Origin of the sequence: Paramylibacter kogurei (assembly GCF_002742285.1) — a bacterium.
Taxonomy (GTDB): domain Bacteria; phylum Pseudomonadota; class Alphaproteobacteria; order Rhodobacterales; family Rhodobacteraceae; genus Amylibacter; species Amylibacter kogurei.
Genome location: NZ_MDGM01000014.1, coordinates 110,409 through 129,816 on the forward strand (window position 1 = coordinate 110,409; position 19,408 = coordinate 129,816).

17 protein-coding genes are annotated in these 19,408 nt (G+C 47.7%); 10 read left to right on the plus strand and 7 right to left on the minus strand.

What is annotated here, in order from left to right; all coding sequences use genetic code 11:
- The first annotated feature begins 36 nt into the window (after window positions 1-36).
- Window positions 37-978 (plus strand): LysR family transcriptional regulator, encoded by a 942-nt coding sequence (locus BFP76_RS13210; RefSeq protein WP_099594419.1) that lies wholly within the window; start codon window positions 37-39, stop codon window positions 976-978.
- 31 nt (window positions 979-1,009) lie between these two features.
- Here BFP76_RS13210 and BFP76_RS13215 read toward each other — a convergent pair whose 3' ends face one another.
- Window positions 1,010-1,294, minus strand: a complete 285-nt coding sequence (locus BFP76_RS13215; RefSeq protein WP_099594420.1) for a hypothetical protein — start codon at window positions 1,292-1,294, stop codon at window positions 1,010-1,012.
- A gap of 248 nt (window positions 1,295-1,542) precedes the next feature.
- Here BFP76_RS13215 and BFP76_RS13220 point away from each other — a divergent pair, with 248 nt between their 5' ends.
- The 3 genes from BFP76_RS13220 (at window position 1,543) to BFP76_RS13230 (ending at window position 4,469) form a co-directional block, all read left to right on the plus strand.
- Window positions 1,543-2,268 (plus strand): DUF2125 domain-containing protein, encoded by a 726-nt coding sequence (locus BFP76_RS13220; RefSeq protein WP_165775721.1) that lies wholly within the window; start codon window positions 1,543-1,545, stop codon window positions 2,266-2,268.
- A 205-nt stretch (window positions 2,269-2,473) separates the two neighbouring features.
- Entirely contained in the window at window positions 2,474-2,911 is a 438-nt protein-coding gene (locus BFP76_RS13225) for a universal stress protein (RefSeq protein WP_099594422.1), read from the plus strand.
- Between the two features lie 10 nt (window positions 2,912-2,921).
- Window positions 2,922-4,469, plus strand: coding sequence for an alanine/glycine:cation symporter family protein (locus BFP76_RS13230; protein WP_099594423.1), 1,548 nt, complete (start codon window positions 2,922-2,924; stop codon window positions 4,467-4,469).
- A 62-nt stretch (window positions 4,470-4,531) separates the two neighbouring features.
- Here BFP76_RS13230 and BFP76_RS13235 read toward each other — a convergent pair whose 3' ends face one another.
- The 5 genes from BFP76_RS13235 to putA all read right to left on the minus strand — a co-directional run bounded on the left by BFP76_RS13235 (window position 4,532) and on the right by putA (window position 12,324).
- Window positions 4,532-5,380 (minus strand): fumarylacetoacetate hydrolase family protein, encoded by an 849-nt coding sequence (locus tag BFP76_RS13235; protein ID WP_099594424.1) that lies wholly within the window; start codon window positions 5,378-5,380, stop codon window positions 4,532-4,534.
- Window positions 5,381-5,391: 11 nt separating this feature from the next.
- On the minus strand, window positions 5,392-7,191 hold the full coding sequence (locus BFP76_RS13240; RefSeq protein WP_099594425.1) for an IlvD/Edd family dehydratase: 1,800 nt from the start codon (window positions 7,189-7,191) through the stop codon (window positions 5,392-5,394).
- 9 nt (window positions 7,192-7,200) lie between these two features.
- Window positions 7,201-7,950: an SDR family oxidoreductase gene (locus tag BFP76_RS13245; protein ID WP_099594426.1), complete on the minus strand. Its 750-nt coding sequence runs from the start codon at window positions 7,948-7,950 to the stop codon at window positions 7,201-7,203.
- A 73-nt stretch (window positions 7,951-8,023) separates the two neighbouring features.
- Window positions 8,024-8,896: a DMT family transporter gene (locus tag BFP76_RS13250; RefSeq protein ID WP_240514066.1), complete on the minus strand. Its 873-nt coding sequence runs from the start codon at window positions 8,894-8,896 to the stop codon at window positions 8,024-8,026.
- A 68-nt stretch (window positions 8,897-8,964) separates the two neighbouring features.
- The gene (putA, locus tag BFP76_RS13255) at window positions 8,965-12,324 is read right to left on the minus strand and encodes a bifunctional proline dehydrogenase/L-glutamate gamma-semialdehyde dehydrogenase PutA (protein WP_099594427.1); all 3,360 of its coding nucleotides are present in this window, start codon (window positions 12,322-12,324) and stop codon (window positions 8,965-8,967) included.
- A gap of 126 nt (window positions 12,325-12,450) precedes the next feature.
- Here putA and BFP76_RS13260 point away from each other — a divergent pair, with 126 nt between their 5' ends.
- Window positions 12,451-12,918 carry an Lrp/AsnC ligand binding domain-containing protein gene (locus tag BFP76_RS13260; protein WP_420818673.1) on the plus strand — a complete coding sequence of 156 codons (468 nt, stop codon included), beginning with the start codon at window positions 12,451-12,453 and terminating at the stop codon, window positions 12,916-12,918.
- Here the strand turns inward: BFP76_RS13260 and BFP76_RS13265 are convergent.
- Complete coding sequence (locus BFP76_RS13265) at window positions 12,897-13,334, minus strand: Lrp/AsnC family transcriptional regulator (protein WP_099594428.1); 438 nt, start codon at window positions 13,332-13,334, stop codon at window positions 12,897-12,899. The two genes, BFP76_RS13260 and BFP76_RS13265, sit on opposite strands and share 22 nt — an antisense overlap.
- Window positions 13,335-13,449: 115 nt before the next feature.
- Here BFP76_RS13265 and rocF point away from each other — a divergent pair, with 115 nt between their 5' ends.
- The 5 genes from rocF to BFP76_RS13290 all read left to right on the plus strand — a co-directional run bounded on the left by rocF (window position 13,450) and on the right by BFP76_RS13290 (window position 19,404).
- Window positions 13,450-14,373 (plus strand): arginase, encoded by a 924-nt coding sequence (rocF, locus tag BFP76_RS13270; RefSeq protein WP_099594429.1) that lies wholly within the window; start codon window positions 13,450-13,452, stop codon window positions 14,371-14,373.
- A gap of 50 nt (window positions 14,374-14,423) precedes the next feature.
- Entirely contained in the window at window positions 14,424-15,479 is a 1,056-nt protein-coding gene (locus tag BFP76_RS13275; RefSeq protein ID WP_099594430.1) for an ornithine cyclodeaminase, read from the plus strand.
- Between the two features lie 163 nt (window positions 15,480-15,642).
- Window positions 15,643-17,235: an ABC transporter substrate-binding protein gene (locus tag BFP76_RS13280; RefSeq protein ID WP_099594431.1), complete on the plus strand. Its 1,593-nt coding sequence runs from the start codon at window positions 15,643-15,645 to the stop codon at window positions 17,233-17,235.
- Window positions 17,236-17,286: 51 nt separating this feature from the next.
- On the plus strand, window positions 17,287-18,396 hold the full coding sequence (locus BFP76_RS13285; protein ID WP_099594432.1) for a M24 family metallopeptidase: 1,110 nt from the start codon (window positions 17,287-17,289) through the stop codon (window positions 18,394-18,396).
- On the plus strand, window positions 18,397-19,404 hold the full coding sequence (locus tag BFP76_RS13290) for an ABC transporter permease subunit (RefSeq protein ID WP_099594433.1): 1,008 nt from the start codon (window positions 18,397-18,399) through the stop codon (window positions 19,402-19,404).
- Window positions 19,405-19,408 lie beyond the last annotated feature (4 nt).

Genomic DNA, 19,408 nt, shown 5'->3' on the forward strand with positions numbered 1-19,408 from the left:
GATAGAATGTATTGAAAAAATCGATACCATGGTGAAATGAGCAATCTTGAATCGTTACGAATTGACTTTGCCGCGCTGCGTACGTTGCGCATGGTCTTTGATCATGGGTCGTTTTCGGCGGCGGCGGAGATGATGAATGTGAACCAATCAACGGTGAGCTATACCATCGATCGCTTGCGCAAAGCATTCAATGACCCTTTGTTTGTGCGCCAAGGGCGGGGAATTACACCAACTGACAGGTGCCGTCATATCGCAGCATCATCGGCGCGGATGCTGGATGAATTTGCAACCTTGTCTGAACCAAGTGCGTTTGATCCACAAACGGCGACAGCAACGATTTCCATTTCTTCGAATTACTACGAGCGTACGATAATTTTACCAAAACTTATGGCTGCGATGCGCAAAGAGGCACCGTTTTTACGATTAAAGATGATTCAATCCTTGTCCGAAGGTGACCAACATTTGCGCCGTGGGGAATGCGATATACTTTTGTCGCCCGTGAATTATACCGCTTCGGAATTTTTTAAACGTACATTGATACCTGATCATTATGTTTGCGTCATGGATGCAAATAATCCACTAGCGGATATAAAGCTGAGCGAACAAGAATATGTGGCCGCCAAACATATGACCGTGATTTATGGGGGCAATTGGCGTTCACGCTATATGATTGATTTAGAGGCAAAAGGGCTAAGCCTGAATACCATTGTCTCGTTACCCACACCCGAAGATTTGTCCAGTTTGCTCCGTAATAGTGATCTAATATCCACCGTGCCCAACCGCATTGCGCAAACCTTGTCAGATGGCATTGTTACACGTGATTGCCCGTTTCCAGCACCGCTTTCGGTGGATATGTATTGGACATCACGCACCCATCATTCAATGATGTATAAATGGATAAGACAGCTGATTTCGCGGATTGTTGGCGAAATAATACGCCCGACAAATGACATAAAAAAACCCGCTGGCAATATCTGAAATCCATTGCCAGCGGGCGTGTTGTTTTAACTTAGCCGCGCATTTTTTTGACGATCATGCCAACGACAACCTGAACGATCATCCCTGACACACCACCGCCAACCAAGTTGCCAGCGATTGACGCAATGTCGATACCGCTTGCTGCGGCTGATGTTCCGGCGCCCATCAAACTACCGAGTAGCGAACCACCACCGATACCACCTGCGGCACCCGCGATAAGGTTGCCAAGACCCCCCATGCTGTTTCCAGCAGAAACCTTGCCCCCAGCGGTGCCGCCCAAAGCGCCACCAATTGCTTGTGCTAAAATTTGTTCCATTTTTTAGTCCTCCAGTTAGATAACGAAAACGTTACGTGGTTTACGTCGCATTGCAAGAATTGATCGAATAATTTGCAATTTATTGCACCATATGTTGCTTTTTTTGATTTCCGTAGGGTCAAGAATTAACGATTTATAGTGTCAAATTTACCATGCGAATTTCGGTTCTCGGCAATCTGACGCCTATTCGGCGTATTTCTGCTGCGGATATAATATATCGCGCTAAAAATGATAAACTGGCGACAAACATGACCAAGGGACAATGGTATATGCGGCTTTATCCGATAATTCTGGGGCTATGCGTTTGCGGCACGGTTGTGATCGCACAAAATGGAACCTTGGGCGGTACAAAAACGCGCGATGCGTTTTTTACTAAGGTGGGACAAACCAAAGCAAAAGCGAGCGAATTTTCCCCAAAAATTGAAATGCTGGTGGATGATATTGGTTGGCAGCAAGTATTGCGCGATGGTGGAATTACACTTCAGCAACCAAATCAAAATGCGTTTATTTACGAAGCGACACTACAAGCGGAACAGTTGAATTTACCCAAACGCGATTGGGATCGCATGAAAGAACGCGGTTTGCCCCATCATTTTTCCACCGCGACACTGACAATGGAATTTGAACTCTCACAACCTTGGTCAGATCGCGCATTTGATGAACAAGCAATTGAACGTATTGAACTGCACAAATTAAACTTGGCAATTGCAGATATGACGTTAAGCGCCAAAGGATCTGTTCTTGTTAATGAACATGGAAAAATGCTTGGTGAAGTATCGGGATATTTTACCAATTGGCGCCAGATTTTGGAATTGTTTGATTTACCCGCTGCAACACCGAAAAAATTGGTGGAAACCTTTCTTGAGCGGATCGCGGATGGCGATGCAGTAGAGGTAAAATTCGATATTATCGACAGCCGACTTTATCTGGGGGCGATGCCGCTGGCAAATATTCCACCAATCCAGCCAAAGTAAGTGAAATTTTGTTATCCGACGTTATGTGGTGCTGATAACATTTGTTATTAAAGTTACTATTTTCACAACTTGTTTGACGTTACGTCGTAAACGGTTCTAGTATCACGGTGTGAAATACACGTTGGGACGGCATTGTATTAATTCACATATATATCTTGGTGTTCCTGTGTGTTGACGCAAAACAAAAAGCAAACAGGGGATACTAATGTCTGCAAAACTCGTTGTTGGTCTTGATGGCCAAGGCTCTGGTGATCGTGCGTTGGCCTATGCCAAACGACTGGCCAAGCTAATCGGTTCGTGCGATTTGATTATTGTTTATGTGATCGAATGGTCGCCATATTCATTCCAAACCGCCGAAGAAAATGCGCAACGCCATAAACGGCGCGAAGAAGAAATCGCAACCGCAAAAAAACGTATTATGGAACCTGCACTCGCAAGCCTAAAGGAAGATGGGTTCGAAGCGCGTGGGATTGTACGCCATGGTGATGTGGCTGATACGCTGAATGCCATCTGTGTCGAAGAACGTGCAGAACAACTTGTTGTCAGCCGTTCGTCCGAAGGTGGTTTTGCCAAGCGCATTTTCGGAAGCTCCACCGCGAATTTGGTGATGAGCGCAAGCGTGCCTGTAACGGTCGTAGGATAAGGGGACAGACATGAATATTTTTCAAAAATCAATGCTGACGGTTGGGGCGGCCTTTGCCACCACAGCGCCAGCAATAGCGCAAGAAGCGGCAAGCATGGATGAACGTGTGAACGCTGCATTTGCAAAGGCCACTGGCCCATTTGTAAACTTTATTTTTGCGCCCATTCCGGGCACTAGTTTTCCTTGGATTGTGATGTGGTTGGTGATTGCAGCCACAATTTTCACGTTGTATTTCGCATTCGTGCAGCTGAAATATTTTGGCCATGCAATTTCATTGGTCAAAGGTGACTATTCCGATCCAAATGATGCAGGTGAGGTGAGCCATTTTCAGGCGCTCGCTACTGCGCTTTCTGGTACTGTTGGTTTGGGGAACATCGCTGGTGTTGCCGTGGCCGTTGGTATCGGTGGACCGGGTGCGACTTTCTGGATGATCCTTGCTGGCCTGTTGGGCATGGCTTCAAAATTTACCGAATGTACGTTGGGTGTGAAATATCGCAATGAATACGAAGATGGCACCGTTTCTGGTGGTCCGATGTATTACATTTCCAAAGGGTTCAAGGAACGCAACCTGCCCGGTGGCGGTTTCTTGGCCGCACTGTTTTCAGTGTTTTGTATCTTGGGTGCACTTGGTGGTGGCAACATGTTTCAAGCCAACCAAGCCCATGCGCAAATCTCTGGCATCGTTGGGGATTACCCAGGTTGGATCACGGGTATTATTTTTGCGATCGTGGTGTTTATGGTGATCGTTGGTGGTGTGAAATCCATTGCACGCGTAACCGAAAAAGTTGTGCCATTCATGGGTGTTCTATATGTGGCCGCTGCTTTGATCATCATCCTGATGAACTTTGATAAAATCGGTTGGGCATTCGGGCAAATCTTTGCGGGTGCATTCACTGGTTTGGGTGTTGCCGGCGGTATGGTTGGCGCCTTGATCCAAGGTTTCAAACGTGCGGCGTTTTCGAACGAAGCTGGCGTTGGTTCAGCGGCGATTGCGCACTCTGCCGTGCGAACCAAAGAGCCAATTACAGAGGGTTTTGTCTCCCTGTTGGAACCGTTCATTGACACAGTGGTCATTTGTACAATGACAGCTTTGGTGATTACCATTTCAGGTCAATTGATGATCGATCAGGCAACGGGTAACTACATCGTTGAAAATGGCTCAATTGCCACTGTTGGTGGAACGTCTGGTGTTGCATTAACATCCGCTGCATTCGCATCCGCGTTTAGCTGGTTCCCATACATCTTGGCGATTGCGGTGATCTTGTTTGCATTTTCAACCATGATTTCGTGGTCATACTACGGGTTGAAAGCATGGACATACCTGTTTGGCGAAGGTCAAACATCAGAGCTGATCTTCAAAGTGATCTTCTGTATCTTTATCGTAATCGGTGCGGCGGCCAGCCTTGGCCCAGTGATTGATTTCTCTGATGCGGCGATCTTTGCGATGGCGGTTGTGAATATCACAGGTTTGTATTTCTTGATGTCAGTGGTGAAGCAAGAATTGCATTCATACCGCACACGCCTGCAATCGGGTGAGATTAAGAAATTCCACAACTAAAAAAGGCGGCCAGAAATGGCCACCTTTGATCATCTAAACGGCGCGGGTTTCTGCGCCGTTTTTTATGTATCCATGACAACGTTTTGCCGCTGAGTTCCCAGCCCTTCGATGTGCAATTCCATCACATCACCTGATTTCAAAAATACAGGATTTGGTTTCATTCCCAACCCGACACCAGGTGGTGTTCCTGTTGAAATTACATCACCTGGGTGCAATGTGAACAAAGTCGACAGATGCGCAATGATTTCAGCCACGCTAAAGATCATTGTTTTGGTGTTTCCTGTTTGCATCCGTTTGCCGTTTACATCCAGAGTCATATCCAAATTTTGTGGATCTTCGATTTCGTCACGCGTCACCAACCAAGGGCCAATGGGGCCAAACGTGTCACATGATTTACCCTTGGTCCAATTGCCTGAAAGCGCGGTTTGGAAATGGCGTTCTGATACATCATTCACAATGCAATATCCCGCTACGTGATCAAGCGCGTCATCCACGGACACATATTTCGCGGTTTTGCCAATCACAACGGCTAGCTCTACTTCCCAATCGGATTTTTCAGAACCACGCGGCAGCGAAACCGTATCATCAGGACCCACAATCGCCGATGTGGCCTTCATAAACAAAATGGGATGTTCGGGAATGGATGCTCCCGTTTCCGCCGCATGATCGGAATAGTTCAAACCGATACACATGAATTTTCCAACGTCCGCAACGCAAGGCCCAAATCGCGGCGTGCCGTCGACGATGTGCAAATCCTCAACGTCCAATGCTGCGATACGTGCCAATTTTGCATCTGATAATGCCGCGCCGTTGATATCTTTCACATGTCCAGACAGATCGCGCAATACGCCGTTTTCGTCAATCAATCCGGGTTCTTCCTGGCCCGTTTTGCCATATCTTACGAGTTTCATTATTTGCCTTTCTAATGGCTGTGACGCAATTTGTATTTATGCGCGACATCTTGGTAATTTGGTGCATCGCGCAAGACCATGCCCTCGGATAATGGTTGCACAAGATCGCGGAAAATTTGTTGCCACGGTGTTTGGCTTTCAGGGAAGTTATATCCGCCTGCCTCGACCAATGCTTTGTATCGCTGTTCAATCGTTTCATCGTCCAGCAACATCATTACCGTCCCTTTGTTCAGGTCGATACGAATTGGATCGCCATTTTGGACAATCGCCAGTCCTCCGCCCGCCGCGGCCTCTGGTGATGCGTTTAAAATGGATGGCGAACCTGATGTGCCCGATTGGCGGCCATCACCGATGCAGGGCAGGGAATTAACCCCCTGCTTCAACAGGTAACTAGGTGGGCGCATGTTCACAACCTCCGCACCCCCTGGATAGCCAAGCGGACCGGCACCACGCATAATCATGATACTGTTTTCGGTGATGTTGAGCGCGGGATCATCGACCGTATCGTGGAAATGTTCTGGCCCGTCAAACACCATTGCGGTGCCTTCCATTGCGTTTGGATCGTCTGGGTTTGATAAATACCGATCGCGGAATTCTTTCGAAATAACAGAAGTTTTCATAATCGCACTGTCAAATAAATTGCCGGACAAGTTAAGGAAACCAGCATCCTTGACCATCGGCGTTGCAATGGGAAAGATCACCTTGTCATTTGCGATTTCAACATCACGACAATTGTCGCCAATCGAATGTCCGTTGACCGTTAACGCATCAGGGTTGGGCAACAATTTATTGCGCATCAATTCCCCGACCACGGCGGGGACACCACCAGCGCGATGAAAATCTTCGCCTAGATATTCGCCTGCGGGTTGCAGGTTAACCAACAATGGCAGTTTATGCCCAATGTTTTGCCAATCGTCATTATTCAGTTCTACACCCAAATGGCGTGCAATTGCATTCAAGTGTATGGGCGCGTTGGTTGAACCGCCAATAGCACTGTTCACTGCGATCGCGTTTTCAAATGCTTGTCGCGTCATGATGTCGGATGGTTTTACATCATCCCAAACCATATCAACGATCCGCTTGCCCGTTTCATATCCCATCTGACCTCGTTCGCGATAGGGCGCGGGGATGGCGGCGGAACCGGGCAATTGCATGCCCAAAGCCTCGGCCAATGAATTCATCGTGGTTGCCGTGCCCATAGTGTTGCAAAATCCTGTGGATGGCGCGGATGAGGCGATCAGATCAATCAAACCATCATCATCAATTTCACCCTTGGCATGTAACTCGCGTGCCTTCCAAACGATGGTTCCCGAACCTGTGCGCTCGCCACCAAACCAGCCGTTCAACATCGGGCCTACGGAATACGCAATTGCGGGAATGTTAACGGTGGCCGCCGCCATCAACAATGCTGGCGTGGTTTTATCACAGCCAATGGTCAACACCACACCATCAATGGGATAACCATAAAGGCTTTCAACAAGGCTTAGATATGCAAGGTTTCGATCCAAACTTGCGGTAGGGCGTTTGCCTGTTTCTTGGATCGGGTGCACAGGAATTTCGATGACCGTACCACCCGCGGCGATCACGCCGTCACGTACGCGTTTCGCCAGTTCGACATGGTGACGATTGCAAGGCGATAGGTCGCTGCCCGTTTGGGCGATGCCGATGATGGGTTTTTTTCCTGCCAGCTCTTCGCGCGTGAGGCCGTAATTTAAATACCGTTCTAAATAAAGCGCGGTCATTTCGGAATCTTCTGGATTGTTGAACCATGATCGCGAACGTAAATCGGATGGTTTGATCTTTTTGGTCATTGATTTTCCTTAGCTGGCCCAACCGCCATCGATAATATGTGTTTGTCCTGTTGTGAACCCGCTTTCATCGCTGGCAAGATACACCACCAACGCCGCGATTTCGCCAACCGTTGCCAAACGCCCCATTGGTTGTCTGGCGATGAATTGTTTTAATGCGGTATCATAATCGCCAGTGTCGTGAAGGCGTTGTTGTAATGATGGGCTGTCCACCGTGCCCGGGCAAATACAATTGGCGCGAATACCCATTGCCACATAATCTTTGGCAACCGATTTTGTTAGCCCAATTACCGCCGCCTTTGTGGTGCCATAGATAAATCGGTTTGGCGCGCCGACAATGGAGGACGCGACAGATGACATGTTGATGATATTGCCCGCACCACGATCCAGCATGAATGGAAGGGCCGCGCGAATGGTGTGATACATGGATTGAACATTTAACTGAAATGCATAATCCCAGTCATCGTCGCTACATTCCAAAATGGTGCCGTGATGAACAAAACCTGCACAATTGAACACCGTGTCGGGTTGAATATCAGCGATAAACCGATCCACTTCCGATTTGTTGGTGACATCAAGGGGGCAGGTTTCCAATCGCTCATGATGTTCATCAGCCAGTTGCAACATTGCGTCTGCATTTATGTCCGTTGCAAAAACACGCGCACCTTGCTTTGCCATGGCAATGGCACTTGCGCGGCCGATGCCTTGGCCTGCGGCGCTGACAAATATGGTCTTTCCCTGCAATCGAAGTTGTTGGGTCATGAGTTTTCCAATGGGTTGCGTAAAGACACAACAGCAAAATTAGATGCGTTTGAAAAGGGTTAGTTTTGCATGTTTATGTTTTGGGTTGAGTTTCGCCAGAAAAAACCACCATCAATGCGCCCAGTGTAATTGCAATGGCACCCGTCAACACAATGACATTTGGGAATTGCGAAAATATCAAAATATCAAAAGCAAGCGCCCAAATAATGCCAGTGTAATCAAATGGTGCGAGTGTTGAAACAGGGGCACGCGCCACTGCCTCGGTTCCCGCGATATGTGCAAGCCCACCAAGAACACCCGCTATGATAAGCCAAAGATAAGTATCGAAACTTGGTGCGATCCAACCAAATGGAAGCGTTGCAATACCAACAAATGTGGATACCAGCGCAAATGAAAGCGCAATGGTGGCGGGGTGTTCTGTAGCGGTCATTGCTTTGATATGGACACGGACAAATGCCATCGTAACGGCAAAGCCAAGCCCCGCCATTACACCAATGATCGCGCCGTCACCACCAAATGATAGAGCATCCCATAACATCGCAATCACGCCGCCAAATCCGATGGCTGTTGCGAAAATTACGATTTTCGAAATGCTTTCACCCACCATAATCGCCGCCAAAGGCAGCGTAATAATCGGCGCCATATATGCCAGTGCCTGTGCGTTTGCGACGGGCAAATATGCCAGTGAAATGAAAGAGAGCGCCATGGACATTACCCCAAACAATCCGCGTATAATATGCATTTTGGGGTGTTTTGTTTTGAGCGCTGCGGGAAACTGACCTCGCAACATCATATAAATTACAATCGGAATAATCGCGATCGCACTTCGCCAAAAAATAATCTGCCCAATGGGAACGGTTTTTGCAACATGATGTACCACCGCTGACATAGCGGTGATTAACAATGCACCCAACAGGCGCAATGCAATTCCATTATATATTGACACGTTAGGATTCCAGATCAAATTCTGGAACACTAAACGGCCTTTCGGATTATTGCGCAAGCATGAAAAACTTAGGCAGGCATATCATCAACAGCCGTCCCACCCAACAAGGCAGCGTTGCCCCCCGCAGCGGTGGTATCAACGCAAACGTGACGTTCCATCGTTAAATATTGCCCCATCGTTTCATCGCGCAACAAGCCAATAATCGCACCTTTGCGCTGGGCTAGTTTTTGGCGAATTTCTTTGGCGCTGGCTTCATCACCCCAAAATGCAACGGCATTAAAATCACCGGTTTCAACATCACCGGTTGTCATGGGTTCACAGCCATATTCGCGGACGATTTTGGATTGTGCTTCGACATCTGGACCTAAACACAAAACGCGCCCGACAGGGTGAAAGCTCAGCCGGTTTGATTCACCCGTTGGCCCTGGCAAAGATATTTGCGCGACTGTTGGGTTTAGATTTGCATTCTTTGCAAAGCGTCCCAAATACAATGGACCGCCGGCCTTGGGCCCCGTGCCAGACATGCCATGCCCACCAAAGGGTTGTGATCCAACGATCGCGCCGATTTGGTTGCGATTAACGTAAATGTTGCCTGCATGAATAGCGTCGACAATATGTTGCACACGATCATCAATGCGGGTGTGTAACCCAAATGTTAGACCATATCCCGTCGCGTTGATATCAGAAATAATTTGATCCAATTGATCCGATTTGTACCGTGCAACATGAAGTACAGGACCAAATATTTCCTCTTTCATATCCGCAATGCCATTCACCGAAATCACGGTCGGGGGAACGAACCATCCCGTATTGTTTGCGTTTAGTTGTTTCAAAACACGGCCATCCGCGCGCGCGTTTTCTATATGTGCAACGATTTTATCTTGCGCCTGTGGATCAATGACTGGACCAACATCTGTTGATAAATCCCAAGGATTGCCAAGGCGCAATTCATCCATCGCACCATACAACATTTTTAATAATGTATCGGCGACATCGTCTTGAACATACAAACAGCGTAATGCCGAACACCGTTGACCTGCGGATTGAAAGCTGGACGCAACAATATCGCGCACAGCCTGTTCGGGGAGCGCGGTTGAATCAACGATCATGGCGTTCAGGCCACCGGTTTCGGCGATCAGCGGTGTTTCGGGTGCCATCGTACCCGCCATGGCGCGATGAATTGTTTGCGCTGTTGCAGTTGAACCCGTGAAACAAATGCCAGAGACGCTTGGCGCGGATGTGAGCGCTGCGCCTACAACTGATCCTTTGCCGATCAATAATTGTAAGGCGGTTTTGGGAACGCCTGCTTGGTGCAACAAGTTTACGCAATACCATGCAAGTGTTGGCGTTTGTTCGGCAGGTTTTGCCAATACGGCATTTCCTGCGGCCAATGCTGCACTGATTTGTCCGGTGAAAATCGCGACTGGAAAATTCCACGGTGAAATGCAGGTGAAAACGCCACGGGGGTTTAGCTTGTTCGCGTTTGCTTGTTGTGCATAAAACCGAAGAAAATCGACAGCCTCGCGCAATTCAGCATCACAATCGGCCAAAGTTTTTCCTGCCTCACGCGCCAATAAAGCAAATATTTCGTCGTAGTTTTCTTCGTAAAGATCGGCGGCCTTGTTCAATACTTTGGCTCGCTCAGTAACGGTTGCATCCCAAGGTGTTGCAGATGCAATCGCCCCTGATACATCAGTTTCGCTCGCATTTTGAACGTCCGCTACGATATCTTTGGGATTTGTGGGATTGCTGCTGTGTTCTTGGTCACCACCCGCTGGTTTTTTGTCTAGCAACGATGTGACTTTCCAGCGTTTGGATTCAAATGCTGCGCGGTCTTTGAAAATTTTACCCAAAATAACCGGATCAGTCAGATCAAAACCGCGCGAATTTTTGCGATCTGGTGCGAATAATTTGGTTGGCATCACCGTATTTGGATTTTCGCTAGGTTTTGGCAATTCCAAAACCGTTTTGATTGGGTCTGCGGCTACCACTTCTGGTGGAACGGATTCATCGACGATTTGGTTTACGAATGAACTGTTTGCACCGTTTTCCAACAGGCGGCGCACCAAATATGCAAGCAAATCTTTGTGCGGGCCAACGGGGGCGTAAATACGACAACGGGTATTTTCATTGCTATGCACAATTTCATGCAATGCTTCGCCCATGCCGTGAAGACGCTGAAATTCATAAGTGCGCGGGTCGGAGGCCATTTCCAAAACAGCCGCAACAGTACGCGCGTTATGTGTGGCAAATTGTGGGTAAATGCGATCCGTCATATTCAACAGTTTTTGCGCACATGCGATATAGCTTACATCAGTCGCAGATTTATTCGTGAATACAGGAAATCCATCAAGGCCAAGAACCTGTGCTTTTTTAATTTCGGTATCCCAATACGCACCTTTCACAAGGCGCACCATGATGCGCCGATCCAATTTTTGCGACAGGGCATATAACCAGTCCAAAACAAACGGCGCGCGTTTACCGTAGGCTTGAACAACCACACCAAACCCATCCCAATCGGCCAGCGATGGATCGGACAAAACAGCCTCTATCACATCAAGGGATAGCTCAAGTCGATCTGCCTCTTCTGCATCAATGTTGAAACCCATTCCAACCGATTTCGCAAGCAATGCGAGTGAACGTGTGCGAGGCACCAAAATGTCCATAACACGTTCGCGCTGAGCTTCTTCGTAGCGCGGGAAAAGCGCAGAGAGTTTGACAGAAATGCCAGGGTTTTCACGAATATCATCAGATGTGCATGCAGGTGCAAGCGCAGTGATCGCACGGCTATATGCCAGATGGAAACGTTTTGCATCACTTTCGGTCATGGCCGCTTCGCCGAGCATATCATATGAATATGTGTAACCGCGTTTTTCCTGTTTCGCGGCGCGTTTCATAGCCTCTTCAATATCGCGCCCAAGCACGAATTGTGCACCCAACTCTTTCATTGCGCGGCTGACGGCGGTGCGGATCACGGGTTCACCCAAACGTTTTATTGCACCACGCAATGTGCGCCCAATACCCATTGATTTGCCTTCATCCAATACGGAACCCGTGATCATCAATGCCCAAGTGGATGCGTTCACCAATGACGAACTGGAATGGCCCAAGTGTTGCCCCCATTCGGATGGGCTGATCTTATCTTCGATAAGCGCATCAATCGTGTCCGTGTCTGGCACGCGAAGCAATGCCTCTGCCAAACACATCAACGCAACACCTTCATCGGTCGACAGGCCGTATTCCTCTAGGAACAATTCCATCAGGGAATTATTCCCACCTTTGCGGATATCCTTTACCAATTGAATTGCACGCGCTGTTATTTTTTCGCGCAAATCCATTGGCATGGGCGTTGAATCCAACAATGCCTTGATGCATGCGGATTCAGGTTTGCGAATATTGGCGCGAATTTTATTTCGAATGGTTTGCATGGGAACGGTCCTTGTTTCGATTCCAAAATACCACATTCGATTTGGGTAATATTCCCGTATCATTGTCTTTTTCAGACGTTTTCACTATATTTTGTTATAATATGCAGGCTAATTAGGGGTATTCTGGTGGAAGATAGGCAAATTGATCGTATCGATCGAAAGATTTTGGACATTTTGCGTGGCGATGGGCGTATGTCGATCACTGAACTGGCAAGCCGTATCGGGTTGTCAAAAACGCCCTGTCAAACTCGAGTGCAACGTTTGATCAAAGATGGCGTTATCCAAGGTTTCCGCGCCGTGGTTTCACCCGATGTGCTTGGCCGCGCCCATATCGCATTTGTAGAGGTAACCTTATCAGACACACGTGAAAAGGCATTGGGTTCGTTTAATGATGCGGTGCGCAAGGTTGCAGAAATCGAAGAATGCCACATGATTGCGGGGAGCTTTGACTATTTGATGAAAATCAGAAGCAAAGATATCGCAGATTATCGCCGTATCCTGGGCGAGGTGATTACCGCATTGCCATATGTTGCCAATACGTCGACCCATGTGGTGATGGAACCTGTTAAGGATCAGGCAGACATTGCACCATGATGGCGCGTGGCAAGTAACAGGTTGGTTTCAGATTCCGAAATGCCGTCAATGCGTCGCATTGCGCTAAGCGCGGCATCAAAAGAAACCAAATCATCCGTGGCCATTTCCACAATCAAATCCCATTTGCCATTGGTCGCGTGAATTGCCCGTATTGCGGAAATTTGATGAAGCTGATTGATAATGCGTTGGGTTTTGTTTCCTGCGATTTTGATCAAGGTCATTCCACGAACGGGATGAGCCAAATCATCTTCGCGTATTCGAACGGTAAATCCAGTAATAGCACCGCTATTTTGTAGCTTGTCCAATCGCGCACGCACCGTTGCACGTGACACCCCCAATCCTACGGCGAGATTTGCAATGGGTTCGCGCCCATTTTTACGTAACATAGCGATGAGTGATGTGTCGATTTTATCCATAATGTAACACTATATATATCAATTTGTTCAATTGAGTAGCCATATTGTACATTATTTTGGCTAATAACTACCGAAAATTATGCGAAATTGTAAAAAATTACGCAGAGGATCAATCATGCAGCATTGCATTTTATTAGGCGCACCAGTGCAAGAAGGTGCCAGCCAACGTGGCTGTGCCATGGGGCCAGAGGCATTGCGCACAGCAAAACTGGCAGAGGCATTGATGGAACTAGGGCACACCGTCGAAGATCGCGGTGATGTATCGCCACGTGTGGTGCCAGTGGTTCCCCATGACAATAAAGCCATCCATAATTTGGATGAGGTTTCAGCATGGATCGAAGCACTTTCCACACAGGCGCATAATGCAGCGACGGCAGGCACGCCCATTTTTCTAGGTGGCGATCATAGCATGGCCGCAGGCACCGTGAGCGGCGTGGCGCGCGCAGCGGCGGAGGCGGGTAAACCGCTGTTTGTTTTATGGCTTGATGCGCATCCAGATTTTCACAGCCTGTCAAGTACAGGCAGTGGAAACCTGCATGGTACACCTGTGGCATATTTTACCGGTCAAGCTGGATTTGATGGATATTTTCCTGCCGTGAGCCATCCTGTTGATCCTGCAAATATTTTCATGATGGGATTGCGTAGTGTTGATCCTGCGGAAAATGCCGCCATGGCAAAAACCGATATTACGCTGCATGATATGCGCGCAATGGATGAATTTGGCATCGTCGCCCCATTGCGAGAGTTTTTGTCTCGCGTCAAAGAAGCGGATGGGTGGTTGCATGTAAGTCTTGATGTGGATTTCATTGATCCCAGTATTGCACCAGGTGTTGGTACAACCGTGCCCGGTGGGGCAACATTTCGCGAAGCACATTTAATCTTGGAAATGGCCCAAGAAAGCGGGCTTACCCGATCTATGGATTTGGTCGAACTGAACCCGTTTTTGGATGAACGCGGACGCACGGCAAAATTGCTTGTCGATTTAACCGCCAGCCTGTTTGGGCGCCGCATTATCGATCGCAAAACAAAAAGCTATTAATTGCATAACCCCCTGTGCCGCCATGGGCCGTAAGGGATCAGGAGAGTAACATGAAAGATAACCTTAACATCGTACCATTCGTGAGCGTTGAAAATATGATGCGCCTTGTGTTGGAGCGAGGCATTGAAAATTGCATGGCCGAAATTGCGCAATACCTAGAAGAAGATTTCCGCCGTTGGCCGTTGTTCGATAAAACACCGCGCGTCGCATCGCATAGCCGTGAAGGAGTGATCGAATTGATGCCAACGTCAGACGGGATTGATTACGGGTTTAAATATGTAAACGGCCACCCCAAAAATATGAAAGAGGGTTTGCAAACCGTAACGGCGTTTGGATTGCTTGCATCTGTTGAAACGGGCTATCCTGTTTTGCTGTCAGAAATGACCGTGCTTACAGCGTTACGCACAGCGGCAACATCGGCGGTGGCGACAAAATATTTGGCACGCAAAGATTCCAAAACCTTGGCTTTGATCGGCAACGGCGCACAGTCTGAATTCCAAGCTCTGGCTTTGAAAAAGATATGTGGAATTGATGCTGTTCGGCTCTATGATATCGACCCAGCCGCAACAGAAAAATGTGCGGCCAATTTGGCCGATAGTGGTCTGACCATTATTAAATGTGACACTCCCCAAGGTGCGATCGAGGGCGCAGATGTTGTTACGACTTGTACGGCGGATAAAAAATATTCGACAATTTTGACGGATAACATGGTTGGTGCAGGCATTCATATCAATGCAATCGGTGGTGATTGCCCTGGTAAGACCGAGCTTCACAAAGACATATTGCTGCGCTCTGACATCTACGTGGAATACCCAGAACAAACCCGTATTGAGGGTGATATTCAACAGCTTGACGACGATTACCCCGTCAAAGAATTATGGCAGGTTTTAACAGGTGAAATCGACGGGCGCAGCGATGATAAGGCAATCACTTTGTTTGACGGTGTCGGGTTTGCAATCGAAGATTTTTCGGCGTTACGTTGGCTGCGCGATGCATTAAAATCGTCTGATAAGTATCAGGATTTGGACATGATTGCAGACCCTGATGATCCGCGTGATCTGTTTGGAATGGTGCGGCGCGAAGCAGAGCGTTTGGCAGATTCGTAAAAAGTGCAAAGTATCGCAATGCAATTTTTTCTTGTAAAAACAAGCGCTAAAACCGCCAACTAAGCCATATACAGACAGGAAATTGTGTGTTTAACTTCCTCGCAGTAGGGCTTGGGGCGAGTCTTTCAAGGCCTAAAAAAAATCTTATAGGGAGAATATAACAATGAGAAAAACACCATTTGTATTGGGTTGCTTTGCTGCCGCACTGCTATCTACAGCTGCGCATGCAAAAACGCTTGTATACTGTTCAGAAGGTTCGCCAGAAGGTTTTGACCCAGCGCTTTACACCGCTGGTACGACGTTCAACGCATCTTCAAAACCAGTTTACAACCGCTTGGTGGAATTTGAACGTGGAAGCACAAAAATCATTCCGGGTCTGGCCGAAAGCTGGACAGCATCTGACGATGGTTTGGAGTATACCTTTAATCTGCGCAAAGGTGTGAAATTCCACACAACCAGCTACTTTACCCCATCACGTGATTTTAATGCGGACGACGTTTTGTTCACATTCAATCGTCAACGTGACGAAGGAAATGCGTGGCACAAATATACCGAAGGCACATCTTGGGAATATTTCTCTGGTATGGACATGCCTGCGTTGATCAAAGACATCGTAAAGGTTGATGATTACACGGTGAAATTCATTTTGAACCGTCCTGAATCCCCAACTGTTGCCAACTTGGCGATGGATTTCGCATCTATCGTATCGAAAGAATACGCAGACAGCCTAGAAGCATCTGGTAACCAAACTAGCCTGAACCAAATGCCAATCGGCACTGGTCCGTTTAAATTTGTTGCTTATCAAAAAGATGCGGTGATCCGTTATCAAGCACATGGCGATTATTGGGATGGCAAACAGCCAATTGATGATTTGGTCTTTGCGATCACAACAGATAATTCTGTGCGTATGCAAAAATTGAAAGCGGGCGAATGCCACGTTGCGCCATATCCAAACCCAGCCGATCTGGAAGCGTTGAAAGCTGATCCAAATCTGGAAGTTCAGGAACAAGAGGGTCTGAACGTTGGTTACTTGGCTTACAACACCAAAGTTGCACCATTTGATAACGCCAAAGTGCGCAAAGCATTGAACATGGCGATTAACAAACAAGCAATCTTGGATGCTGTATTCGAAGGCGCTGGTATTGCGGCGAAAAACCCGATCCCACCAACCATGTGGTCATATAACGATGCAATCGTTGACGATGGTTACGATCCTGTTGCCGCAAAGGCCGCATTGGAAGCCGAAGGTGTTACAGATCTGTCCATGAAAATCTGGGCTATGCCTGTTGCACGTCCATATAACCCAAATGCACGTCGTATGGCCGAGTTGATCCAAGCGGATTTCGCAGCCATCGGTGTGACCGCAGAGGTGACATCCTATGAATGGGGTGAATATCTGAAGCTGTCAAAAGACGAAGATCGTGACGGCGCGGTATTGCTTGGTTGGACAGGTGACAACGGTGATCCCGACAATTTCTTGTCAGTATTGCTGTCATGTTCATCTGTTGGCGGTTCAAACCGTGCACAGTGGTGTAACAAAGACTTTGATGACTTGGTAAACAAAGCCAAAGCATCATCAGATGCTGCAGAGCGTACATCATTGTACGAACAAGCGCAGGTCGTGTTCAAAGAACAAGCACCTTGGGCAACCATCGCGCACTCTGTTGTGTTCATGCCAATGAGCAACAAAGTTCAAAACTATAAAATGGATCCATTGGGCGGCCACCGTTTCGACGGTGTTGATCTCGCTGAATAATCCAACGTGTCTGGGCGGCGATTGCCGCCCAGACCTTTATCAAAGATACCCATGACAGATAACCGATTAAACCCAATCACAGCGGCGATTAACAACGCTGGCCTTGATGCTGTTGCCTTTGTTCCCGGTCCTAATTTTCGCCGTATATTTGGCCGTGATTTCCACCTAATGGAACGCCCATTGGTGGTGATAATCCCGCGCACTGGCGCCCCTGTTGCCATTGTTCCAAATTTGGAAATGGCATCGTTCGAACACCTTAATTTCCCCGGTCAGATTTTTGATTGGCGCGATGAAATTGGATATGCTGGTGCATTCAAAGATGCCGCAACCGCGCTTGGTGAAATTGGTGATGCGCCGCGTATCGGATTGGAAGCACAGCGCATGCGTGTGTTTGAACAATTCGCGCTACAAGATGTTTTGCCCAATGCCACGTTTTTTGATGCCCATGCGGAAATTTCTGCAATTAGGCTCTGTAAAACAGATGATGAAATTGCATTGCTGAAACGCGCAATAGAAATATCCGAAGAAGCACTTGAAAAAACACTACAAGATGTGCGCGAAGGACAGACCGAAAAACAAATCGAAGGGATGTTGTTAAACAACCTATTCGCATGTGGTGCAGATGGTTTATCGTTTGATCCCATCGTGGCCGCAGGTGACAATGCCGCGCAACCACATGCCCATGCGCGCCCCGATTATCAGGTAAAATCTGGCGATGCATTATTGATTGATTTTGGCGCAAGTTACCAAGGTTATAACGCAGATATAACGCGCACCTTTTTTATCAAAGACGTATCAGATTATGATCGCGCATTTTATGAAACTGTCAAAGCAGCGAACGAAGCAGGGAAAACGGCAACGCTTGCAGGTGTGACCGCGCATAACATTGACGATGCGGTTCAATTGGTGTTGGAAAATTCGCAATTTGCTGCATTTGCACGTCACAAAACGGGTCACGGTTTAGGGTTGGATGTGCACGAAGCACCACAAATTATGCGTGGAAATCATACTGTTCTTGAAACAGGAATGGTTTTCACCGTAGAACCCGGTCTTTATCGTTCCGGCGAATGCGGTGTGCGCATCGAGGACGATATTGTTGTTACCGAAACGGGTCATATTTGCCTGACCAGTTTTTCACGCGAGCTAAGGATAGTAGGCTAGATGATCGGTTTTCTTCTTAAACGTATCTTGTTGTTGATCCCGACATTCATCGGCATCACCATCGTTTCATTCGGGTTTGTTCGTGTATTACCAGGTGATCCGGTTTTGTTGATGGCAGGGGAACGTGGCATTACCGAAGAACGCTATGCCGCGTTACTGGCGGAATTTGGATATAATCGCCCGATGTGGCAACAATATTTGGAATATCTCAAGGATTTGTTGCATGGGGATTTCGGCAATTCATTGGTCACAAAACAACCGGTGCTTTCAGAGTTTTTCACGCTATTTCCAGCAACGGTAGAATTGGCACTTTGTGCGATTGTATTGGCGATCGTGATCGGGATCCCCGCGGGCATTATCGCCGCGACAAAACGCGGCAGCTTTATTGATCAAAGCATCATGGGAACAGCATTGGTTGGATATTCCATGCCGATTTTCTGGTGGGGTTTATTGTTGATCATTGTGTTTAGCGGAACATTGGGATGGACCCCTGTTTCTGGGCGCATTTCATTGCTGTATTTCTTTGAGCAAAAAACAGGGTTCATGTTGATCGACAGTTTGTTGTCTGGTCAAAAAGGCGCCTTTGCATCCGCTGTACAACATTTGATTTTGCCGACCATTGTTTTGGCAACAATTCCATTGGCGGTGATTGCACGCCAAACGCGTTCCGCAATGCTAGAAGTTCTTGGCGAAGATTATGTGCGCACTGCACGTGCCAAAGGATTATCAGCGCGACTTGTTGTGGGTGTTCATGCATTGCGTAATGCAATGATCCCGGTGATTACTGTCATTGGCTTGTCGGTGGGCACACTGTTGGCGGGCGCAATTTTGACCGAAACAATTTTTTCTTGGCCAGGAATTGGCAAATGGATGATCGATAGCATTTCACGCCGCGATTATCCTGTTGTGCAAAGTGGTTTGTTATTGATCGCTGCAATTATCATGATCGTGAATCTGTTGGTTGATATTACCTATGGTTTGATCAATCCACGCATTCGCCATCAATAGGGGA

What these genes read in the sequence shown, in the direction of transcription:
- BFP76_RS13210 (WP_099594419.1), top strand. Translation starts at nt 37, where the DNA reads ATGAGCAATCTTGAATCGTTACGAATTGACTTTGCCGCGCTGCGTACG.
- BFP76_RS13215 (WP_099594420.1), bottom strand. Translation starts at nt 1,294, where the DNA reads ATGGAACAAATTTTAGCACAAGCAATTGGTGGCGCTTTGGGCGGCACC.
- BFP76_RS13220 (WP_165775721.1), top strand. Translation starts at nt 1,543, where the DNA reads ATGACCAAGGGACAATGGTATATGCGGCTTTATCCGATAATTCTGGGG.
- BFP76_RS13225 (WP_099594422.1), top strand. Translation starts at nt 2,474, where the DNA reads ATGTCTGCAAAACTCGTTGTTGGTCTTGATGGCCAAGGCTCTGGTGAT.
- BFP76_RS13230 (WP_099594423.1), top strand. Translation starts at nt 2,922, where the DNA reads ATGAATATTTTTCAAAAATCAATGCTGACGGTTGGGGCGGCCTTTGCC.
- BFP76_RS13235 (WP_099594424.1), bottom strand. Translation starts at nt 5,380, where the DNA reads ATGAAACTCGTAAGATATGGCAAAACGGGCCAGGAAGAACCCGGATTG.
- BFP76_RS13240 (WP_099594425.1), bottom strand. Translation starts at nt 7,191, where the DNA reads ATGACCAAAAAGATCAAACCATCCGATTTACGTTCGCGATCATGGTTC.
- BFP76_RS13245 (WP_099594426.1), bottom strand. Translation starts at nt 7,950, where the DNA reads ATGACCCAACAACTTCGATTGCAGGGAAAGACCATATTTGTCAGCGCC.
- putA (WP_099594427.1), bottom strand. Translation starts at nt 12,324, where the DNA reads ATGCAAACCATTCGAAATAAAATTCGCGCCAATATTCGCAAACCTGAA.
- BFP76_RS13265 (WP_099594428.1), bottom strand. Translation starts at nt 13,334, where the DNA reads ATGGATAAAATCGACACATCACTCATCGCTATGTTACGTAAAAATGGG.
- rocF (WP_099594429.1), top strand. Translation starts at nt 13,450, where the DNA reads ATGCAGCATTGCATTTTATTAGGCGCACCAGTGCAAGAAGGTGCCAGC.
- BFP76_RS13275 (WP_099594430.1), top strand. Translation starts at nt 14,424, where the DNA reads ATGAAAGATAACCTTAACATCGTACCATTCGTGAGCGTTGAAAATATG.
- BFP76_RS13280 (WP_099594431.1), top strand. Translation starts at nt 15,643, where the DNA reads ATGAGAAAAACACCATTTGTATTGGGTTGCTTTGCTGCCGCACTGCTA.
- BFP76_RS13285 (WP_099594432.1), top strand. Translation starts at nt 17,287, where the DNA reads ATGACAGATAACCGATTAAACCCAATCACAGCGGCGATTAACAACGCT.
- BFP76_RS13290 (WP_099594433.1), top strand. Translation starts at nt 18,397, where the DNA reads ATGATCGGTTTTCTTCTTAAACGTATCTTGTTGTTGATCCCGACATTC.